The following is a 20,221-nucleotide window of genomic DNA, read 5'->3' on the forward strand; positions in this document are numbered from 1 at the left end:
GCTCCTTATTTTTTTACCTTACCATTCTCTCAAACCTTTGTCCTGTTTAGACTAGAGGTGCCTTGTCACCCGCTAAGGAGTAAAAATTGATAAATTAGATCGATACACCTCTCCTCAACCCTCATCTGGAAGAAAAAAGGCTTCCATATTAACCGGGCTGCTGAGTCAGTTTTTTTTAGAGAAAAGTGAAGTCGGCAGCATTAATTTGACTCGCCGATATCCCGCTCAAAGATACCAAAATTTCTCCTGTTGGGACAAACCGGATGAAAGTTGCACCGTTACTTTCAGTAATTGCTAATTGATAGAAGGTGATACCGCTAACAAGTTTTAGTAAATCTTTGTCGTCTTCAAAGTCTAAAATAGTATCCGTTCCGACATCAAGTCCTAAGAGGAATCGATCGCTCCCCAAACCTCCAATCAAACAATCATTTCCCAAGCTGCCAAATAGGGTATCATTTCCCTTGCCGCCGTAGAGAGTATCATTCCCTTCACCGCCAATGAGACTGTCAAAACCGCGATCGCCAAATAAAACATCCTCACCGTTACCCCCAAGCAAAGAATCATTGCCCTTGCCACCATAAAGGGTATCATCTCCGTTGCCACCTTCGAGACAATCATTACCTTGATGACCATACATCTGATCGTTACCATCAAGACCGCCGAGGGTATCATTTCCCTGTTTACCGCTGATGGTATCATTGCCGCGATCGCCTACAAGGATATCGTCAGCATCAGTACCGATAATTGGAGAAGAGTTGGACTGCGTTGGTGTCGGCGTGACAAATGGCGTAGGAGTTGATGTCTGAGTGGGGGTTGGCGTGACAGATGGCGTAGGAGTTGTCGTAGGAGTTGGTGCGGGTGATGGCGTCGGCGTTGTTGTGGGAGTAGGTGTCGAGATTAGTCTCGGTGTTGGTGTTGGTGTTGGTGTCAGCGTTGGTGTGACTACCTCAGTGATTGTGCCGAGTTTAGCAACCCAAATATCTTGACCTCCTGCGTTGGGGCCTCCCAAAGCGCCGTTGGTTTCTCCCGTGAAGTAGAGATTGCCAGCGCGATCGAGTGCTAACTTTGAGGGAGAGTCAGATTTAGCAGTCCCGAATTGCTTCAGCCACAACAGGTTGCCATTGCTGTCGTACTTAGTTGCCCAAATATCTTCACCCCCTGCATTGGGGCCTCCCAAAGCGCCGCTGGTTTCTCCCGTGAGGTAGAGATTGCCAGCGCTATCCACTGCTAAGTCTGAGGAGGAGTCAGCTCCCGCAGTCCCGAATTGCTTCAGCCATAACCGGTTGCCATTGCTGTCGTACTTCGTTGCCCAAATATCTTCACCCCCTGCATTCGGGCCTCCCAAAGCGCCGTTGGTTCCTCCCGTGAGGTAGAGATTGCCAGCACTATCAACTGCTAAGCCTGAGGGAGAGTCAGATTCAGCAGTCCCGAATTGCTTCAGCCATAACCGGTTGCCATTGCTGTCGTACTTAGTTGCCCAAATATCTCGATCGCCTCCATTTGGGCTTCCTAAAGCGCCGTTGGTTCCTCCCGTGAGGTAGAGATTGCCAGCACTATCAACTGCTAAGTCTGAGAGGAATATTGTTGCTCGGTTGTCAAAGTCAGCAGTCCCCAATTGCTTTAGCCATAACTGATTGCCATTGCTGTCATACTTGGCTGCCCGGGTTTTAAACTCGGGTGGATAGCCTTGTGAAAAGTTATAGCTTGTGCCCGTCAGGTAGACATTGCCACTGTTGTCCACTTTTATGCCATCGGAGATGTCGCGGTTTTCAGAATTGACACCCTTCAACCACAACTGGTTGCCACTGTCGTCATACTTGGCTACCCAGGCGCTTTTGGGGCCTCCACCATTACCTGAAGTTGTATAGCCACTTGTTCCTGTCAGGTAGACATTGCCAGCACTATCCACTGCTAGGCATGAGGGATGGTCATTAAAGTTTCCGTAGTCAAACTGCTTGAGCCACAACTGACTGCCACTGCTGTCATACTTAGCTACCCAAGCGTCGTATTCGTTAAAGACCGCCTGCGGTGAAGCGCTACCAGTGCTTCCTGTCAGATAAACATTGCCAGCACTATCGACGGTCACTTTGCTGACGTTATTACTGCCATTCCCTAACTGGTTGAGGAACAACTCACTGCCACTGCTGTCATATTTGGCTACCCAGGTATTTGTACTTGGATTGGTGCCACCCAAATCGCCATAGGTGTATTCTGTCAGATAGACATTGCCTGCACTGTCAAGTGCTGCGCTCTTGAACTGATCGTCTTTGGGTGTGCCGAATTGCTTGATCCATTCAAAATTAGGCGCTTGTTTTCCAATAGTCAGTGTGGTTTCAGGGATTGTACCTGCAACGGCACCTGTAATCGTCTCTGCTGATATTGTTGAGGAAGGCATGATACACCTCACAAATTAATTTGGTAGTGTCTTTTCGTAAAGGATGAAGAATAATCGACCTTTCGAGGAGTCTTACCCAGTCTGACTTCCAAAATAGAGTATTTTACTCTGTCCTTTACGAAATACCACTACCATTAATTTATGTCACAAAATGCGTAGATTCCGGTTCAAGGTGCGATAGCTCGTTTTTGTCGGGTGCGATCGCCTGCAAAATCTACCCCAAAATAAAATAAATCTTACAGCAGCCTAAGTCTGCGTAAGTATGTGCATAAGTATGTCGCTCTTGATAAAAATCTCTTTTCTTTAGTTCCCCTACTTTACATAAATTTACTTTTGTTGATTGCTGAAAAAACTTAACTAAACTGATGTTTCAATATATCGTTAAACGTTTGTTGGGACTATTGCCAGTCCTTTTGGGAATCACTCTGCTAGTATTTACTTTTTTGCATTTGATACCGGGAGATCCAGCTACAGTGCTTTTGGGAGAACGGGGAACTCCCGAACAGGTGGAAATGTTGAGAGCGAGATTAGGTTTGAATCAGCCTTTACCTTTGCAATATTTGGCTTTTTTATGGAGTTTGCTGCGCTTTGATTTGGGAAATAGTATTATTAGCGGTATTCCGATAATTGATGAAATTACCAGTCGCTGGCCTGCTACTTTGGAACTGTCTGTGGTGGCGATGTTGGTGGCGCTTTTTATCGGAATTCCGGCGGGGATTTTGGCTGCTGTTCGGAAAAATAGCTGGCTAGACAATCTCGCGATGAGTGGTTCGTTAATTGGCGTATCTTTACCGGTGTATTGGTTGGGATTGATGTTGATTTATTTGTTTGCTGTTTATCTCAAATGGCTGCCTCCTAGCGGGCGGATTAGTGTAGATTTGGGGTTGGGTTTTAAGTCGATTACGGGTGTTTATGTTGTGGATTCTTTGCTGAGGTGGGATTTGGCGGCTTTGCGGGATGCGATCGCCCATTTAATCCTGCCAGCCTTGACTTTAGGAACTATTCCCCTGGCTATTATCGCTCGCATCACTCGTTCTGCGATGCTAGAAGTGCTTTCGCAAGATTACATCCGCACTGCGAGGGCTAAGGGATTGCCGGAATATTGGGTGATTTTGAAACACGCTTTAAAAAATGCGTTTTTGCCGATCGTTACAACTATAGGTTTGCAGTTCGGCACTCTTTTAGGTGGCGCTATTCTGACGGAAACGATTTTCTCGTGGCCGGGAATTGGTTCTTGGATTTACACTGGTATTCTGACGCGGGATTACCCAATTGTCCAAGGAGGAGTAATTTTTGTGGCTGTAACTTTTGTACTGATTAATCTGGCGGTTGATATTTCCTATGCTTTTTTCGATCCGAGAATTCAGTACCGTTAATTAAAAGGAAATCAGACACGAAATGCTTGTTTAACATCCGGCCGCAGCAGGTAGTAAATGCTAGCCACTGCAAAACCAAGAGTTAAAAAATTGACTGCTGTACCGCCGCTGCCAAACATTTTGACCAGTTGCGCGAGGGTGGCGATGATATGGACAATTAAAGTTCCCGTCCAAGCCCAATTTTTTAGTTGAAACAAACCCCAAGTTAAGAGTAAGGAAAAAAGGCCTAAAATAAAACTGATGGCCGCAAAAATTGCAATGAAGCTGCCGATTACAGTGCCAACTTTTGCCCCGCCGACAGCCGCACCGAGACCGCCAAAAATGCCAGCAAAAAGTAAGATAAACAAGCCGTCAAGCAGACTGAAAATGCCGCTAATTAGCTGCAATATTGCCAAAACTGTAACGCTTTGAGGACGATTCATTGTTTTGATTTTCCATTTTTAACGGATTTGAAAAATATTTTAACCTGTTGTGGACACAAGGCGGATATGTATTCAGGATTTACGCACCGAACTCAAGAAACGGGGTTCCTGCGCGGATTCTTCGGGGACAAACCTGTTATTTCTCGCAGAAGCCTGGTTTATGAGAGTAAGCGTCTTAATATTGTGCCGTTACGATCGATTCACTGGCAGATCCCGCTGCGATCGCTAACACGAGTCCCCAATGACCTAGTGACGGTCGATCGCCCGCTGTCATATCCCGTTGCGATCGCTGGTGAGAAGCGCGCTCCTAGATCCCAAAAATGATATTATTTACTAAAATATATTTTTATTTCCCAGCAGCCGGGAGTGATTCTGTGTGAGTCCACCTCTTGAGGCTGAAAAAACTTAACATTATTTAATAAATTGCAAAGATTAGCTATAATTGTTTACAGGTGCTGGTTGGGGAACTTTTTTAAATTCACCCGATCGGATGAGTCTGAAAGACGATGCCGAGCATCAGAAAAAATTTTACCTTTAAAGGTAATCCTGAGATTAAATTAGGTGAGTCGGTATGATCGTTAGCCCTAAAAAGGAAACTGCTCAGGTCAAGGTGGAAGATACTCAGACTGTAGACACCAAGACCACAGAGACTAAAATTGCAGATAACAAAACCGCCCAAAAGCAGTCTCCGAAGAAACCCGCGCGCAAACCGCAGCGGTGGGCGATTGGGTTGGTTGCAGCCGGGTTGCTAGCTGTACCGACCACCATATATATAGCAAAAAGTCGATCGCAGCCGAAAGTAGATGCGATCGCCACTATGACTGTCCCCGTGGAAGCGCAAAACCTCACGGTGCGCATCACGTCTAGCGGCACGGTGCAGCCCGTACAGCGCGTGAATCTCAGCCCCAAAGGCTCCGGCCGCATCGCAGAATTATTTGTCGAACAGGGCGATAAAGTGGAAGCAGGACAGATTGTTGCCCGCATGGAAAGCCGCGATGTAGAAGCTCAACTAGCTCAAGCTAAAGCCCGCGAAGCCAGCGTGCGAGCAAAACTTGCCAAAATCGAAGCCGGGAATCGATCGGAAGACATCGCCAGCGCCCGAGCGCGCTTAGAGCAAGCCGACGCCAGTCTCGCGCAAGTCCAAGCCGGCAGCCGCGTGGAAGAAGTGGCAGGAGCCAGAGCCCGCTTGCAGCAAACTCAAGCAGGCTTGCAGCGACTGCGAGCCGGCAGCCGTGTTGAAGAAGTCAGCCAAGCGCGAGCTCGTTTAGCCCAAGCTCAAGCTCGTTTAGCAGACGCTCAAACCGGTAGTGTCAAACAAGAAATTGCCCAAGCACAAACGCAAATTGATTCGAGTAAAGCCCAAGCCGAACTAACAGCTCAACGGGTAGAACGCAATCGACCGCTAGTGGAAGAAGGTGCTCTGGCTAAAGATAAACTGGATGAATTAATTAAAGAAAATCGTACAGCCCAAGCTAAATTAATAGAATCTCAAAGACGCCTTCAACAACTACAAGAAAGTCGGGAGTCGCAAATTCAGCAACTGCAAGCTGCTGTGCAAGTCGAGCAGCAAGCATTGAAGCAGTTACAAAACGGCACGCGATCGGAAGAAATTGCCCAAGCCGAAGCAGAAGTTGCCGAAGCAAAAAGCAAATTAGCGCAAGTAGAAAACGGCAACCGTCCAGAAGAAATCGCCAAAGCCGAAGCAGCAGTTGCTGAAGCAAAAAGCCAATTGGCCGCACAAGAAAACGGTTCTCGCCCGGAAGAAATAGCTCAAGCTAAAGCTGAATTAGAGGAAGCTCAAGCTCAAGTCCGCTTTCAAGAAGTGCAGTTAGAAGATACGAAAGTTCGCGCTCCTTTTGCAGGAATTATTACCCAAAGATACGCGATTCAAGGAGCTTTTGTAACTCCGGCAACTTCGGCATCGGAAGCTACTTCGGCAACTTCCACATCGATTGTCGCTCTAGCTAGAGATGTGGAAGTTTTGGCGAAAGTCCCGGAGGCTGATATCAGTCAAATTAAACCGGGCCAAGAAGTTGAAATAGTGGCTGATGCTTATCCCGATAAAGTTTTTAAAGGTCGCGTTAAATTAATTGCGCCGGAAGCTGTTAAGGAACGGGATGTGACGCTATTTCAAGTGCGAGTTGCCATTGATACGGGCAAAGAGTCGCTGCAATCGGGAATGAATGTAGATTTGAGATTTGTCGGTCAAAAGCTGAGCAATGCTTTGGTTGTGCCGACGGTGGCAATTGTGACTAATAAAGGTCAAACAGGTGTGCTGGTTCCTGATGAGAAACAACAGCCGAAGTTTAAGCCTGTTACGGTTGGCTCGACTATTGGTAACAAGATTCAGATTTTAGAGGGTGCTAAGGCGGGCGATCGGGTTTTTACCGAACTTCCTCAAGGTAAAAAGCTGGAGGATATTATCAAGAATCAGAAGTAGTCAGTTGATAGTTTACAGTTGACAGTTGTCATTACTCTACGATTTTTGCACAGGTTTTGAGAAACCGGGTTTTTTACGATAATCCTTCGTTGAAAGCAGAAGATTCGCTAAAAAACCCGGTTTCTTTGGTATTAATGCGAAAGCCCTGCCATCGACAATCGCAAATCTAAAATCTAAAATCTAAAATCCAAAATCGAATTATGGATATTGTTGAAAGCGTCAAAATGGCTGTCACAACTTTGATGGCAAACAAGCTTCGCAGCACCTTGACGATGTTAGGAATTATCATCGGTAATGCTTCTGTCATTTCGATGATCGGTATCGGGGAAGGAGCTCAAACATTTATTGCGGGACAAGTTAACTCTCTGGGATCAAACTTGCTATTTATTATTCCCGGCAGTCCTGAAGCGCAAAGCCGCCCGGTGATTCCGCCCCAGACTTTAGTAGTGGAAGATGCAGAGGCGATCGCATCTCAAGTTTCTTCTGTCCAAGAAGTCGCACCAACTCTCAATGATAGTCAACTGGTTACTTACCGCAATAAAAACGTTTCGTCTTCCATTGTGGGAACTACCCCACAATTTCTGACAGTCAGAAGCTTTGATGTTGGTCAAGGTCGATTTTTAAACAAATTAGATTTAGAAAGACAAGAAAATGTGGTTGCTTTAGGCTCGGAAGCAGCCGAACAATTGTTTGGCAATACACAGCCAGTTGGTCAATACATTCGCATCAAAAACTCGACCTTTCAAGTGATTGGAGTCATGCAGGCAAAGGGGTCTAGTTTTGGCGACAATCAAGATATGAACGTTTATTTGCCGCTGACAACAATGGCAAACCGGATCGTAGGTCGCTCATCTCCCTACGGTACAAAAGTAACATTTATTTCGGTGGCTATCAAAGATGAAACTATGATGCAAGCGGCCCAATTTCAAATAGAAAATCTGCTCCGATTGCGTCATAAAATTACTAAAGAAGATGATTTTACTGTCCGAAATCAGAAAGATTTGATGAAGACTTTGGGCAGTATTACTGGTGCTTTGACGTTGATGTTGGCTTTCGTGGCAGCAATTTCGCTGTTTGTGGGCGGCATCGGGATTATGAATATCATGCTGGTTTCTGTTACCGAACGCACCAAGGAAATTGGGCTGAGAAAGGCGATCGGAGCTTCTCAGCAAGATATCTTAATTCAGTTTATGATCGAGTCTGTGATTTTGTCCGCGGCAGGCGGGGCTATCGGCACTGGATTCGGTATCGGTGGCGTGCTTTTAGTAGCTGCTTTTACTCCCCTGCAAGCTAGTGTTTCCCCAATGGCGATCGCACTTGCTGTGGGTGTTTCCGGCAGCATCGGCTTATTTTTCGGCATCGTACCTGCAAAACAAGCTGCTAAATTAGACCCGATTGTGGCATTGAGAAGTGCTTAATTAGTTTGTTGACTGTTCACGGTTGACTGTTGACTGTTCACGGTTGACTGTTGACTGTTGACTGTGGACTGTTCACGGTTGACGCTTGACTGTTGGCTGTTCACGGTTGACTGTTATAAAAATCACTCATAACTAATAACTCATAACAAACTATGAATTTTATTGAAAGTGTCAAAATGGCAGGTCAAACCCTGCTAGCAAACAAAACTCGCAGCATTTTAACGATGATCGGGATGATTGTCGGCAACGCCTCAGTAATTGCCATGATTGGAATTGGAGAAGGAGCTCAAAAATTTGTAGCAGGACAAGTTCAATCCCTCGGTACAAACGTATTAATCGTGAGGCCGGGAGTTCCCAACGCTAGGCGAAGTGCTATCTCAAATGCGCCTCAAACACTGATAGTAGAAGATGCTAAGGCGATCGCAACTCAAGTCCCCTCCGTTCAAGGCGTGTCAGCAGAACTCAACAGTTCCGAAATAGTTCGCTACAGCAACAAAAATGTTTCGGCTCTAATTTTTGGCACGATTCCAGAATTTCTAGAAGTTAGAAGCTTTGAAATGGCAAAAGGGCGGTTTTTGACCGCACTAGATGTTAAGCAAAGTAACCAAGTTGTAGTTCTAGGTTCAGAATTAGCGGAGAAACTTTTTGGCAATACAAATCCCTTGGGCGAACAAGTGCGGATCAAAAATGTCAGCGTCAAAGTAATTGGAGTATTGGCGCCCAAAGGCACATCTTTTGGTACGAATTACGATAACTCGGCGGCTGTGCCGATCGCCACAATGGCCAATCGCATAGTGGGGCGCAAATCTCCCTACGGTTTAGCTGTCACGTCGGTATTTATTTCGATTAAAGATGAATCGCAAATGGACGCGGCGCAATTTCAGGTAGAAAACCTGCTGAGACTGCGGCACAAAGTTACCACCGAAGATGACTTTACAGTCAGAAATCAAAAAGATTTAATGGCAACAATGGGTGCGATTTCTGGGGCTCTGACACTGATGTTAACTGCGGTTGCCAGCATTTCCCTATTAGTCGGCGGCATTGGGATTATGAACATTATGCTGGTGTCCGTCAGCGAACGCACTCAGGAAATCGGGCTCAGAAAGGCGATCGGCGCATCCCAACAAGATATCTTATTTCAATTTATTGTCGAAGCTGTAATTTTATCCGCTGCCGGAGGGATAGTCGGTACTTGCGTCGGTGTCGGCGGTATCTTGCTTGTAAGTAATTTCACGCCCTTGCAAGCTGGTATTTCGCCCGTGGCGATCGCCCTTGCTGTCAGTGTATCGGGTGCCGTCGGCCTGTTCTTCGGCGTTGTCCCCGCCCGCCAAGCAGCCAAACTAGACCCGATCGCCGCCTTAAGAAGTGCTTAATAAATTAATCACAACCCCAGGATACTTAAGTATATAGATATCCAAGTATATACTTAATGTTACACATTGATTCTAACAACCATGACAGATATGTTTAAATATAAAAAAAACCAGTGGAATTTTAAACATTGGACAAATATAATGTATTTTACACGACAAATAAAGTCTGAAACTTTATAAAAGAAGTTAAATATTAAAGATTAAATAAAGTTAACTTCAGGGTATTTACGTATTAAGAGGAAAGGCTAAGATTAAATCACTAGCAAACAAGCCTAAGCATCTACATCTAGTATAAGTTTTTGCAATTTCCTCAAACTACCCAATAGATAAAGATGGCCTCCCTCGCCCCTACTGATAACTTTGACTTTCTCCAAGGAACCACCCAACCAGACACATTTAACGGATTAAATGGCAACGACATAATTTATGCCAAAAGCGGAGACGACTATCTCGAAGGCGATGTCGGCAAAGACAAAATCTGCGGTGACTCAGGCAACGATACGATTTTAGGCGGAGATGACGACGACATCCTCTGGGGTGGCAAAGGCAACGACCTAATTAGTGGCGATTCCGGCAACGACACCCTCTACGGTGGCGCAGACAGCGATACCATGAGCGGCGGCACAGGCGATGATATATTTGCCATTGCTAAAGGCAGCGGCGGCCCAACTGTAGCCAAAGCCGACTACATCGCCGACTTCGGCAACGGCAATGACAAAATTAGATTGCTAGACGGCCTCACCTTTGAAGATTTAAACATCCAACAAGGCACCGGTGCCAACAGCAACAGCACCGTAATTCAAGACAAACTTACGGGCGAGTATTTAGCAGTATTGCCGGGAGTCAACAGCGGCACAATCAACCGCGACCAATTTACAAATCAGCTATCGGGAAACCCTGTCATTGAGTGGAACGGAGTCATGCTGAATGCAGTGCGGACAGACAGCACCGCGCCTCCCCTCGCCTCCCGCAACATGGCAATGGTTCACGCAGCCATTTACGATGCTGTTAACTCCATCGACAAAAAATACACCCCTTACCTCGTGGAAATAGACCCACCCGCAGGTACATCAGCAGAAGCAGCCACCGCCGCGGCCGCCCACCGCGTATTAGTCAACCTTTACCCAGCGCAAGCAGTCACATTTGACCAAGTATACGCATCGTCTTTAGCTAAAATTACCGACGGCAAAGCCAAACAAGACGGAATCGCCCTGGGACAGCAAGTTGCCGACCAAATTATCAGTTCTCGGAGTACAGACGGCATCACGAAAGTAGTGCAGTACACCCCCAAAACCGACCCCGGTAGTTGGGTGCCGACTCCCCCCGCTTTTGCTGTAGGGCTAGCGCCACAGTGGGCCGAAGTTACTCCCTTTGCGATGACTAGCGGTTCTCAGTTCCGCCCGTCGGCCCCCCCCGCCCTCGACAGCGCCAAGTACGCAGAGGAAGTTAACTACATCAAAGAAATCGGCAAAAGTGACAGCCTCACCCGGACTCCCGACCAAACTGTAATCGCCAAATTCTGGGCCAACGGCGCTGGGACGTTTACGCCTCCGGGTCACTGGAACCAAATCGCCGAAGAAACAGCAACTCTCACCGGCCAATCTTTAGAAGATAGCGCCCGCTTGTTCGCCCTGCTGAATATTTCTCTGGCCGATGCAGCTATTAGCTGCTGGGATACCAAGTACCAGTACAATTTATGGCGGCCGGTGACAGCTATCCGCCAAGCTGACACAGACAACAATCCCGAAACGACAGCCGACCCCCTGTGGACTCCGCTGCTAACTACTCCGCCGTTCCCTGAGTACACGTCGGGCCACAGTACCTTTAGCGGTGCTGCTGATCCTGTTATGAGTTCTGTATTTGGTTCGGATTACGGCTTTGGAGATAGGGGAGATCCATCTATCAACACTTTGCGAACCTACGAAAACTTCAGCGAAGCCGCCGATGAATCGGGAATGAGTCGCCTTTACGGAGGCATTCATTTCATGAGTGCTAACGTAAATGGTTTGAGTGCGGGTAGAAATGTGGGGAATTATGTTGTCCAGAATTTCTTAAAGGCTTAGGAAAGTCGGGGCGGGTTTACAAGATTATTGGTTTGAGATTACATCTTTCATCATTTTCAAGAACGGGCAAGATGCCCGTTCCACAAAACTCAATTTTATTGTGGAATGGGCATCTTGTCCGTTCCGCAAGATGCCTGTTCCACAAGAAATAAACTCTTTGTGGAACAGGGCTCTTCCGTAGTTACCGCTGCTCATTTTTTATGAAAATGCCAAAAAAGTAATGCCCGTATTTCAAAATTTATCAAATTTTAAAATCCAAAACCACACCTTTTTAAAATCTTTAATTTAGTATTAATTCCCTCTACTATCCCATTAGTTGTTCTTTCTTCAAAATACCCCACCATCTCTCCCAACCATCTTTTGATTGTTTATACACTCTTTTTATAGTATGGTGGTGCCTTTTTTAACCAATCGGTTAATTATAATATCCCCTCACCCCAATTATTACTCTTTTCAAATAAACTGTGAAACTCGGCGTTGCTGAGTTAGAGTATGAATAGGAGCAATAATTTATGCAATGCAAGCGAATGTAAATTAACCCATATCCGTAAAAACGGCAAGAAGAAAGGAAAACAGAATCACATTTGTGTCCAATGTGGTCGTCAATTCATCAATCAGTATGAGCCCCAGCGAGGTTATAGCCAGAGCATCAAACGTGATTGCCTAAAAATGTACGTCAATGGTATGGGTTTACGGGCGATAGAACGAGTTAAGGGAGTTCATCATACCGAGCGTAATAAATTGGGTAAAACAAGTCGGAGAACTGTTACCAGATGTTTATGACCCTGAAGTCATTCCACCAGTTGGCGAGCTCGATGAATTACAAACTTATGTAAAAAAAAACAGACAATATCTGGTTGTGGACAGCGGTAGACCACTTTCAACCAGGAATTTTAGGGTGAGTATTAGGGGATCTAGCGTGCTAAGACATTTGAACCATTATGGGACAAAATAAGTGCAGGGAAATGCTACTTTTATGTAACTGATGGATGGTCTGTATATCCCATGTTTATTCCTGATGGGCATCAGATTATCAGTAAGACTTATAGGACACTCCTTAGAAGGAGAAAATACAAGACTAAGACATTATTTTGCCCGACTACATCGCAAGACTCTTTGTTATTCTAAATGTGAAAAAATGCTCAAGCATTCTATTAAGTTATTAATACATTACGTGAAATTTCATGATCTTCCCATTTCTGGGGCATTCATACCTTGATTCAGCAACCCCACACGCGAGATTGTGGAAGAGGAATCCCACAGCTTAAATTGCGTTCAGCCACAGGGTATATCTCAAGAACCATTAAAATATAGTCAGCATGAGTGGTGGAATTTTAGTGGAGGATGGAAATCTACGTTAAATAATTTGCGACTGATAATTCAACCCTATGTCTTTTACAATTTCCTCAAGCCTTGGCTCTTGGTTTTTGATATTTTTAGCTTAAAAGCCGGATTTCTAGAACTATTAAATATGATGAATAAATTTCGTGGATCTACAACATTAGACTCTGGATAAAGAAAGTTGGTATGCCGTTATTTTATTTTATCCAGAGTGATGAAAGAGCGCTAGATAGCGGTATCTTAAAAATCGGTGCATCTGTGGGAATTGCCCACAAACCGATCGCTTCTCAAAGCCCATTTCTTTACCACAAGACAACTTACCGATTGCCTTATACAATGGCTTTGGAGTCGCAGCCCGAATATCAGGATGTCTTTCTGTGGAATCAAGATGGAGTTATCACCGAGTCCACGATCGCCAATATTGCGATCGATACACCCGCAGGTCCAATCACACCTCCCGTCAAATGCGGTTTATTACCGGGAACCTTTCGTTCTCAACTTTTAGAGGAGGTAAAAATCAGAGAATAATTAATTACCTTAGATGATTTGCACAGTACACAAACTCTATTTCTCATTAACTCCGTTAGGGGTTGGATACGCCTCAAAAAAGAGGCAAACCGAGATGTTTGGAAAGTTGTCAGTAATGGCTAAAATAACGCTTTCAATCGATTTGAGTAGGTGCGGACTGTGCACCTTACTACTACAGATAGTGTCAAAATTGACTCGTTGCGTAAGTCCTGAAAGTGTTAACCATAGTGCAATCTATTATGAAACGAATACAACCTTGGCATTGGCGAAAGCTTCCCCTAAATGAGCGCAGCGGATCTGAGATTTTTCAAATTTTATTTCTCGGTAAAACTGCCGACAGTGCAAGCTCAATATCGGATTGTTCCCCCCGCGATATGGCTGTTCTGCTCGAAAGTCCAGTTACATCCTCTACTAACTTGGCACGATATTCTATTTGTGCAGGTTCTCCCCGGATAATTGAGGGTAAATCTCAGCTATGGACATCGCCAGTCGGTGAAATTTTACCTTTTTTGCGCGCTCTTTTGGACTCTCAAAAGCAAAATTTAGCAGTGAATGTACCGCCGGAAATTCCTTTTACTGGGGGTTGGTTGGGATGGCTAGGTTATGATTTAGCATGGGAAATCGAAAACCTGCCCCAACTCAATACCGATCCGCTTCCTTTCCCGGTTAGCTGTTGGTACGAACCAGAATCTTTTGCGGTTTTAGACCGTCAAACGCAAATTCTATGGTTGGCTGCGAGTCAACCTTCTCACCTCGATGTTATGGAGCATCAATTAGAGCAAACCGATCCCGAAATAATCGAGAATAATTTACCGAAAAATTATCAACAAAATTCCGCTACTCCTATTTTCCAACTATCTCAGAGTGAGTATAAAGAAATAGTGCGAAAAGCTCAGAAGTATATTCATGCGGGCGATATTTTTCAGGCTAATTTATCTTTGCGGTTTGAAGCCCGTACAGATTGCAGTAGTTGGTCAATTTACCGCGCTTTGCAACGGATAAATCCTTCGCCTTTTGCAAGTTATTGGCAAACTCCGTGGGGGGCGATAGTTAGTTGTTCGCCGGAAAGACTGGTTCAATTATTAGGAAAAAAAGTGGATACTAGACCGATCGCGGGAACGCGACCGCGAGGTTTAACCGACATTCAAGATGAGCACTTAGCACAGGAATTAATAGAGAATATCAAAGAAAGAGCCGAACATATTATGTTAGTTGACTTAGAACGCAACGATATCGGGAGGGTGTGTGAATGGGGCTCGGTAAAAGTTAACGAATTTCTGACCATTGAACGCTACAGTCACGTGATGCACCTCGTCAGTAATGTTATCGGTACATTAAGACGAGATTGCGACGCGATCGACTTAATTCGAGGGGTATTTCCGGGCGGTACGATTACAGGTTGTCCGAAAGTGCGCTGTCTGGAAATTATCGAAGAGTTGGAACCCGTGAAGCGAAATTTATTTTACGGTTCCTGCGGTTATTTGGACTGGCGCGGCAACCTGGATTTAAATATTTTGATTCGCACCCTTTTATATGCACCAAAAAGTGACGGTACGACTGGGGGAATTGTTTGGGGACAAGTGGGTGCGGGGATTGTTGCTGATAGCGATCCAGAAAGGGAATGGCAGGAGTCGCTGCATAAAGCTCAAGCTCAACTTAATGCTTTGAAATTAGCGGAAAGATTTGATTAGATGCGTGTTAAATAAATCGACTTGTTAAGAGTGTTGAAGATTTTGAGCGCGATTTATACCATTTAGAAAAAAGCTTGCTACAATACAATTGTTGAGTTTGCTTCGTCTCCCCAATGTGTAAGGTGCGTCGCACGAGATATCTGGCGTGAAATGCTCGCGAATTGTTTTCGTGCGACGCACCCTACAACTACTGTTGCAGGATTTTGGAAAAATGGTATTATTTTTGATGTAATGCTAATTGAAATCGATCGAAAACCAAATTTTTTTTATTGTAGTATTAATGTTAGGGAACTGTTGGTATGGTGTTGCCTGATAGTTTTTTTAGCGATCGCACTGTGAGTCAGATTCTGGGTGAACTCATGGATATTAGACGAGACTGCCAAAGCTGGTTAGCTGTTGGATAAGCTCACTATCACTATCGGAAAGGAAAAGCACAAGCAATTAACAAAGCCCCTCACGGGTTGATTCCTGCCATAATTTATGAGACTTCTTCAAGAATTCTTGTGGAGCAGGCATCCTGCCTGCCCAAGACTTGCTTTTCACTCGAATGTCTATTGATTGTCCGAACCTACTGCCTCAGAAATAGAACTAAATCCGCGTTCTTCTAACTTTTGCAGCAAACCTTGGAGAATCCGGCGCACCATCCAAGGCCCTTCGTAAACCCAACCGGTGTAGACTTGAATTAAACTGGCACCTGCGGCTATTTTTTCCCAAGCATCTTCGGCGGTGAAAATGCCGCCAACTCCAATTATGGGTAATTCGCCTTTTGTATATTGCCAGATAAATCGGATTACTTCTGTCGATCGCTCCCGCACAGGAAGCCCGCTAATTCCCCCGGCTTCTTCGGCGATTGGTTGGCCTGTTTCTCGCAATATTTGTGTTTTCAATCCGTCGCGGCGGATGGTGGTATTTGTGGCGATAATTCCTGCTAGTTGGTAGGTTTTTGCTAAGTCAAGGATTGATACGATCGCCTCTGACTCCAAATCCGGCGCAATCTTGACTAAAATTGGCTTGATTCCCTGATTTTCTTGTTGCAAAATTTCCAAAATTGTGCTAAGACCCGCAGCATCTTGGAGCGATCGCAACCCAGGCGTATTCGGAGAGGAAACGTTGACTACAAAATAGTCGCCCCAATCTTTCAGCAGCTTAAAACTCTCCAAATAGTCGGCTGCTGCTTGCTCTAACGGTGTTACCTTAGATTTACCGAGATTGATGCCCAAGGGAAACGGAGACGGAGGCATAGGGCGCGAGGCATCGAATTTTGACTGTTTCTGTGCTGCCTCAAACCGGGCTGCCATTGCCGCGGCTCCTTGATTGTTAAATCCCATGCGGTTGAGGGCTGCACAGTCGTCCGTCAAGCGAAACAAGCGAGGTTGGGGGTTTCCCGGCTGCGGTTGACAAGTGACAGTGCCGAGTTCGGCAAAGCCAAAGCCAAAATTTGCCCAAATGTCAGCAGCTACCCCGTTTTTATCAAATCCCGCGGCTAAGCCGACAGGATTGTTAAAGCTCAGTCCCCACAAAGATTGTTCGAGGCGAGAATCTTGGACTCCCAAAGATTTCTGCAATCGGGAGAGCATTTGGCTGGTTGCGGGGCTTGACTGAGTTCGGGCTGCGAGTTCGAGAACTTGGAGAGTGCGGTTGTGCAGCCACTCGGCATCGGTTTTCAATACCGAAAACAACAGCGGGCGTACACTTGATTGATAAATATCCAATGATTTGTACTGGGGCAATTTACAAATTAGAAATGAGAAGGGAAATAAAAATATTCACGAGCAGACAGCGAAGGCGAAGTTTTTACTTCAACTTCGATCGACTTTATCCAATGTTTGAGATTCAAGGATAAGTGAGACGATTATATTATAAGTTGATTCTTTTCCATTTGATTTTTTTAATTTTTAAGTTGGTAATTTTAAATTAGACAAAAGTGCGGGGAAGCTTGGAAATGGGGCAGCAGCAAAGACCAAAGGATTTAGACGAACAAATGGCGACCCTGGAACGCGTTCTCCAGACTCTCCGAGAAGAGGAGAATGTTGAAGTGCTACTTTCGACCACACTCGGTTACTTGCAAACGGAATTTGACTGGGGGTTGATTTGGATCGGGTTGTACGATCGACAGGCTCATAGATTGTTGGGGAAAGGCGGCATGACTCCTAACGGCGACCAGTCTTTTCTCAAACAGCGGTTTGCCCTCAGTCCAGGGGATTTGCTTGAACAAGTCGTGATTCAGCTCCGCCCGGTGGGAGTCCCGGATTTGCGATCGGAAAACAGAGCCGGAGAATGGCGCAAAGCAGCTCAAACTTTCAATATTCAAGGCACGACTCTGTTTCCCCTCCGCTACAAAGACCGCTGCTACGGCGTGATTTTGCTCGGGACTGACGTGTGGGGAGCGTCGCCAAAGTCGGGGGAAAAAACGCAGTTGGCGATTATATTTGGAGCGCTGGCAACTGCTCTTTACCAAATAGAAAAAGACTGGCAGCGACAACAAGTCAAACACCCAGATGAGTCTCTTTTAGCGCTGATTTCGCAGTTGGGAGAATTGCGATCGCTCGACCAATACTTGCAAGCGGTGGTCGAACAAACTCATGAATTTATCGAGCCGACGCGCACCAATGTTTATTGGTTCGAGCGAGAGCGGCGCTATTTTTGGCGCCGAGTCAGCAACCGCGAAGTTACTCCGGGTTTGGGGGGGCCGGGCCGAGCGGCTTCGGGCATCACCGTCCAAGACTTGGGCGAATTTTATCAGGCTTTGGGCAGGGAAGAAATGGTTTGGATCGGTGAATCTCAAAGTTCTATGAAAACTGAGCTGACGGGGCGGTTGATGCAGCAAATTCGCGCTCGCTCTCTGTTGGCGGCGCCGATTGTTTCAGAAGGGGAATTGTTGGGATTTTTGGCAGTCGAAGCCGGCGAGCCCCGGATTTGGCAAGACAATGAAAAGCATTACCTGCGGGGAGTGGCGCAGTTAGTGGCTCTGACGGCTCCTGTGTCGGAGATGGAGGAGAAAATTCAGCAAACTGAGATCGATCGAGATTTAACTGCCGGAATAGCTCGCGCCATCTACAGCGATGCTGACTGGGAGGCGACTTTGAAAAATACCGCCGAACAGTTGTGCGAGCGGCTCAAATGCGAATACTTTTTGCTGCTGCTGTACGGCGAAGAACAAAATCGCTTTGAAATTGTCTGCCAAAATCTGCCCCGCAACCGCAGGGCAGTGCCGTCGCCGCTCAACGCCCTCGATGTGGCAGACGTGGGGCTGTTGCAAGAAAGCGAACCTGTGGCTATTGAAAATTGGGAGGAAGACGGGCGGTTGAGCGCTTGGCGGGAAGTGTTGGGGGAGGCGGGGGTGCGATCGCTTTTGGCATCGAGCACTCGGGGAAAAAAGGAAGAGGGAGAAAACCCCAATCTCAAATCGAAAATCGCCAATCGCAAATCGATCGAGGGTTTGCTGGTTGTCGGGCACAATGCAACTCGCACTTGGAGGCGATCTGAGCAAGAATTAGTTCGGCTAGTTAGCCAACAACTAGGATTGATCCTGCACTCGTGGCAGCAGAGTTCGGAAATCGACAAATATCAGCAATTTGAGCGATTGCTCAAATCGGGTTTGGCGGTTTTGCAGCATTCTGGCGAGGAGCAATCTGAGCAACAGATATCTGCTGCTTCACCGACGATGTTCCCAGAGTTGCCGCTACAAAAGCTCGATCGTAACTTTGCTCAACACGTTTCCCAGACACTTTCCTGTCCTTTAGTAGCCGTAATTACTTGGAATCCCGGTGAGGAGGAAGGTTCAATTGCGACGGCGCTAGCTGCCAATCCCGTATTTGCCCTCAATCCCGAGGCGGTGATTCCTGTCAAAACAGATGCCTTGATCCAACAAACCCTGGCAGAAGCGGGCGTGCTGCAACAGAGCACGAGCCAACTGCCGCTGGCGACGAAGCGGTGGCTCCGCAGTCCGGGAATTGGCGAGATTCTGACGGTGGCGCTGCGGACGGCCCCAGAACACGCTCCGGCGGGCATTGTGGTGGCTGCAGACGCTCCGGGCCGCCAGTGGTCGGAGTTGTCGGTGAGTTTACTCAGCTCGATGGCGTCTCAGTTGGCTTGGTGGCGCAGGTATTTGGCGGTGCAATCGGCCCAGGAGTCGCAGCGATTGGATATGGAGTTGCTCAACTGGTACAAACAGCGCCGTTTTGAGGAGTTTTACCGCACTCTGGGAGCGGGGGTGAAGGAGTTGGGGGAGTTGAGTCAGTCGATTTTGCAGTCGGCGAAGGAGCAAAAGGATGCTCTGAAAATTTTGCGCTACCAACAGGTTTTGCGGCAAATTGGCAATGCTTTGGGGTCAACTCATTTGCTGCTGAAACAGGAACATTGGCGGCTGCAATTCGCACAAGATGCGGTGCCTGTGAGCGCTTGGCTGAGGCGCTCGCTCGATCGAACGGCCCCCCTGGTCAAACAGTCGAAAGTCTTGCTGGAAGTGCACAGAGAAACTGCTGTGTCGATGCCTGCGGGTCAGACTTTGAGTGTTCGCGGGGACAGTATCAAGCTGGATTTGATCCTGTGCGAATTGCTGGCGACGGCTTGCAGGCGCTCTGCTGTTGGCGCCAAGATTGAGATTCGCTCTCAGTTGTTGGGGGAAGATTTGTTAGAATTGTCTGTGGTCGATAGCGGCGCGTGCGATCGACATTTAATTGCTGCCTTCAACGGTGGTTCCGGGCCTGATATATTGGCAGTTTCTGCAAATAGGTCGATCGTGCAAAATCTCTTAATTTGTCAGCGAGCAGTACGCTTAATGGGGGGAAACTTTTATTTAGAAATGTTAGAAAACAATTTAATTGTCGCTCGTTTAGTGCTGCCCCTAGCCAATTCTTAAAATTCTGTACGGGCGAGTTCACGCTACAATAACTTATGCACTCAGTAGACCTGAATTGCATAAGGAATGAGAATTAAATAACTTCCACAAGTTTGTGGGATGGGCGTCCCGCCCGTCCTTTTTGGACGGGGGGACGCCCATCCCACAATAACAATTTAAATTGTAAGTTATTTAATTCGCGATCCTAAGTCTTTGGTTAATACAGAAACCGCCGATGTCAGGCAGATAAACGCAGATATTTTCAGGATAGGCGATCGACTTTTGCTGGAGGTATAGTTCTTTCCCATCGAAAATGCTATAACATCCAAGGTAT

The 20,221-nt window shown here is 46.4% G+C and carries 13 protein-coding genes and 1 pseudogene; 10 read left to right on the forward strand and 4 right to left on the reverse strand.

What is annotated here, in order from left to right; translation table 11 throughout:
• Nucleotides 1-175: 175 nt before the first annotated feature.
• Entirely contained in the window at nt 176-2,395 is a 2,220-nt protein-coding gene (locus tag QUA40_RS04850) for an SBBP repeat-containing protein (RefSeq protein ID WP_333122244.1), read from the reverse strand.
• A 365-nt stretch (nt 2,396-2,760) separates the two neighbouring features.
• Here QUA40_RS04850 and QUA40_RS04855 point away from each other — a divergent pair, with 365 nt between their 5' ends.
• Complete coding sequence (locus QUA40_RS04855; protein ID WP_333122247.1) at nt 2,761-3,771, forward strand: ABC transporter permease; 1,011 nt, start codon at nt 2,761-2,763, stop codon at nt 3,769-3,771.
• An 11-nt stretch (nt 3,772-3,782) separates the two neighbouring features.
• Here QUA40_RS04855 and QUA40_RS04860 read toward each other — a convergent pair whose 3' ends face one another.
• Nucleotides 3,783-4,193 carry a hypothetical protein gene (locus QUA40_RS04860; protein ID WP_333122249.1) on the reverse strand — a complete coding sequence of 137 codons (411 nt, stop codon included), beginning with the start codon at nt 4,191-4,193 and terminating at the stop codon, nt 3,783-3,785.
• Nucleotides 4,194-4,259: 66 nt separating this feature from the next.
• Here QUA40_RS04860 and QUA40_RS04865 point away from each other — a divergent pair, with 66 nt between their 5' ends.
• The 5 genes from QUA40_RS04865 to QUA40_RS04885 all read left to right on the forward strand — a co-directional run bounded on the left by QUA40_RS04865 (nt 4,260) and on the right by QUA40_RS04885 (nt 11,487).
• Entirely contained in the window at nt 4,260-4,517 is a 258-nt protein-coding gene (locus QUA40_RS04865; RefSeq protein WP_333122250.1) for a hypothetical protein, read from the forward strand.
• Between the two features lie 247 nt (nt 4,518-4,764).
• The gene (locus tag QUA40_RS04870; RefSeq protein WP_333122252.1) at nt 4,765-6,633 is read left to right on the forward strand and encodes an efflux RND transporter periplasmic adaptor subunit; all 1,869 of its coding nucleotides are present in this window, start codon (nt 4,765-4,767) and stop codon (nt 6,631-6,633) included.
• A 200-nt stretch (nt 6,634-6,833) separates the two neighbouring features.
• Nucleotides 6,834-8,051 carry an ABC transporter permease gene (locus tag QUA40_RS04875; protein ID WP_333122255.1) on the forward strand — a complete coding sequence of 406 codons (1,218 nt, stop codon included), beginning with the start codon at nt 6,834-6,836 and terminating at the stop codon, nt 8,049-8,051.
• Between the two features lie 152 nt (nt 8,052-8,203).
• Nucleotides 8,204-9,424 carry an ABC transporter permease gene (locus QUA40_RS04880; protein ID WP_333122258.1) on the forward strand — a complete coding sequence of 407 codons (1,221 nt, stop codon included), beginning with the start codon at nt 8,204-8,206 and terminating at the stop codon, nt 9,422-9,424.
• A gap of 332 nt (nt 9,425-9,756) precedes the next feature.
• Nucleotides 9,757-11,487, forward strand: coding sequence for a M10 family metallopeptidase C-terminal domain-containing protein (locus tag QUA40_RS04885; RefSeq protein ID WP_333122261.1), 1,731 nt, complete (start codon nt 9,757-9,759; stop codon nt 11,485-11,487).
• A 248-nt stretch (nt 11,488-11,735) separates the two neighbouring features.
• Here QUA40_RS04885 and QUA40_RS04890 read toward each other — a convergent pair whose 3' ends face one another.
• A complete protein-coding gene (locus tag QUA40_RS04890) occupies nt 11,736-11,852 on the reverse strand; it encodes a transposase (protein WP_333122395.1) in 117 nt (38 codons plus the stop codon).
• 127 nt (nt 11,853-11,979) lie between these two features.
• Here QUA40_RS04890 and QUA40_RS04895 point away from each other — a divergent pair.
• The 3 genes and pseudogenes from QUA40_RS04895 (at nt 11,980) to QUA40_RS04905 (ending at nt 15,047) form a co-directional block, all read left to right on the forward strand.
• Nucleotides 11,980-12,706: pseudogene (locus tag QUA40_RS04895) on the forward strand (IS1 family transposase).
• Between the two features lie 308 nt (nt 12,707-13,014).
• Nucleotides 13,015-13,356 (forward strand): aminotransferase class IV, encoded by a 342-nt coding sequence (locus QUA40_RS04900; RefSeq protein ID WP_333122264.1) that lies wholly within the window; start codon nt 13,015-13,017, stop codon nt 13,354-13,356.
• Between the two features lie 239 nt (nt 13,357-13,595).
• Complete coding sequence (locus tag QUA40_RS04905; RefSeq protein ID WP_333122267.1) at nt 13,596-15,047, forward strand: anthranilate synthase component I; 1,452 nt, start codon at nt 13,596-13,598, stop codon at nt 15,045-15,047.
• 551 nt (nt 15,048-15,598) lie between these two features.
• On the opposite strand, the gene QUA40_RS04910 is transcribed toward QUA40_RS04905, so the two are convergent.
• The gene (locus QUA40_RS04910; RefSeq protein ID WP_333122268.1) at nt 15,599-16,759 is read right to left on the reverse strand and encodes a quinone-dependent dihydroorotate dehydrogenase; all 1,161 of its coding nucleotides are present in this window, start codon (nt 16,757-16,759) and stop codon (nt 15,599-15,601) included.
• A 212-nt stretch (nt 16,760-16,971) separates the two neighbouring features.
• On the opposite strand from QUA40_RS04910, the gene QUA40_RS04915 reads away from it, so the two are divergent.
• Nucleotides 16,972-19,908, forward strand: a complete 2,937-nt coding sequence (locus QUA40_RS04915) for a GAF domain-containing protein (RefSeq protein WP_333122270.1) — start codon at nt 16,972-16,974, stop codon at nt 19,906-19,908.
• Nucleotides 19,909-20,221 lie beyond the last annotated feature (313 nt).

The organism is Microcoleus sp. Pol11C3 (assembly GCF_036701485.1).
GTDB lineage: Bacteria > Cyanobacteriota > Cyanobacteriia > Cyanobacteriales > Microcoleaceae > Microcoleus.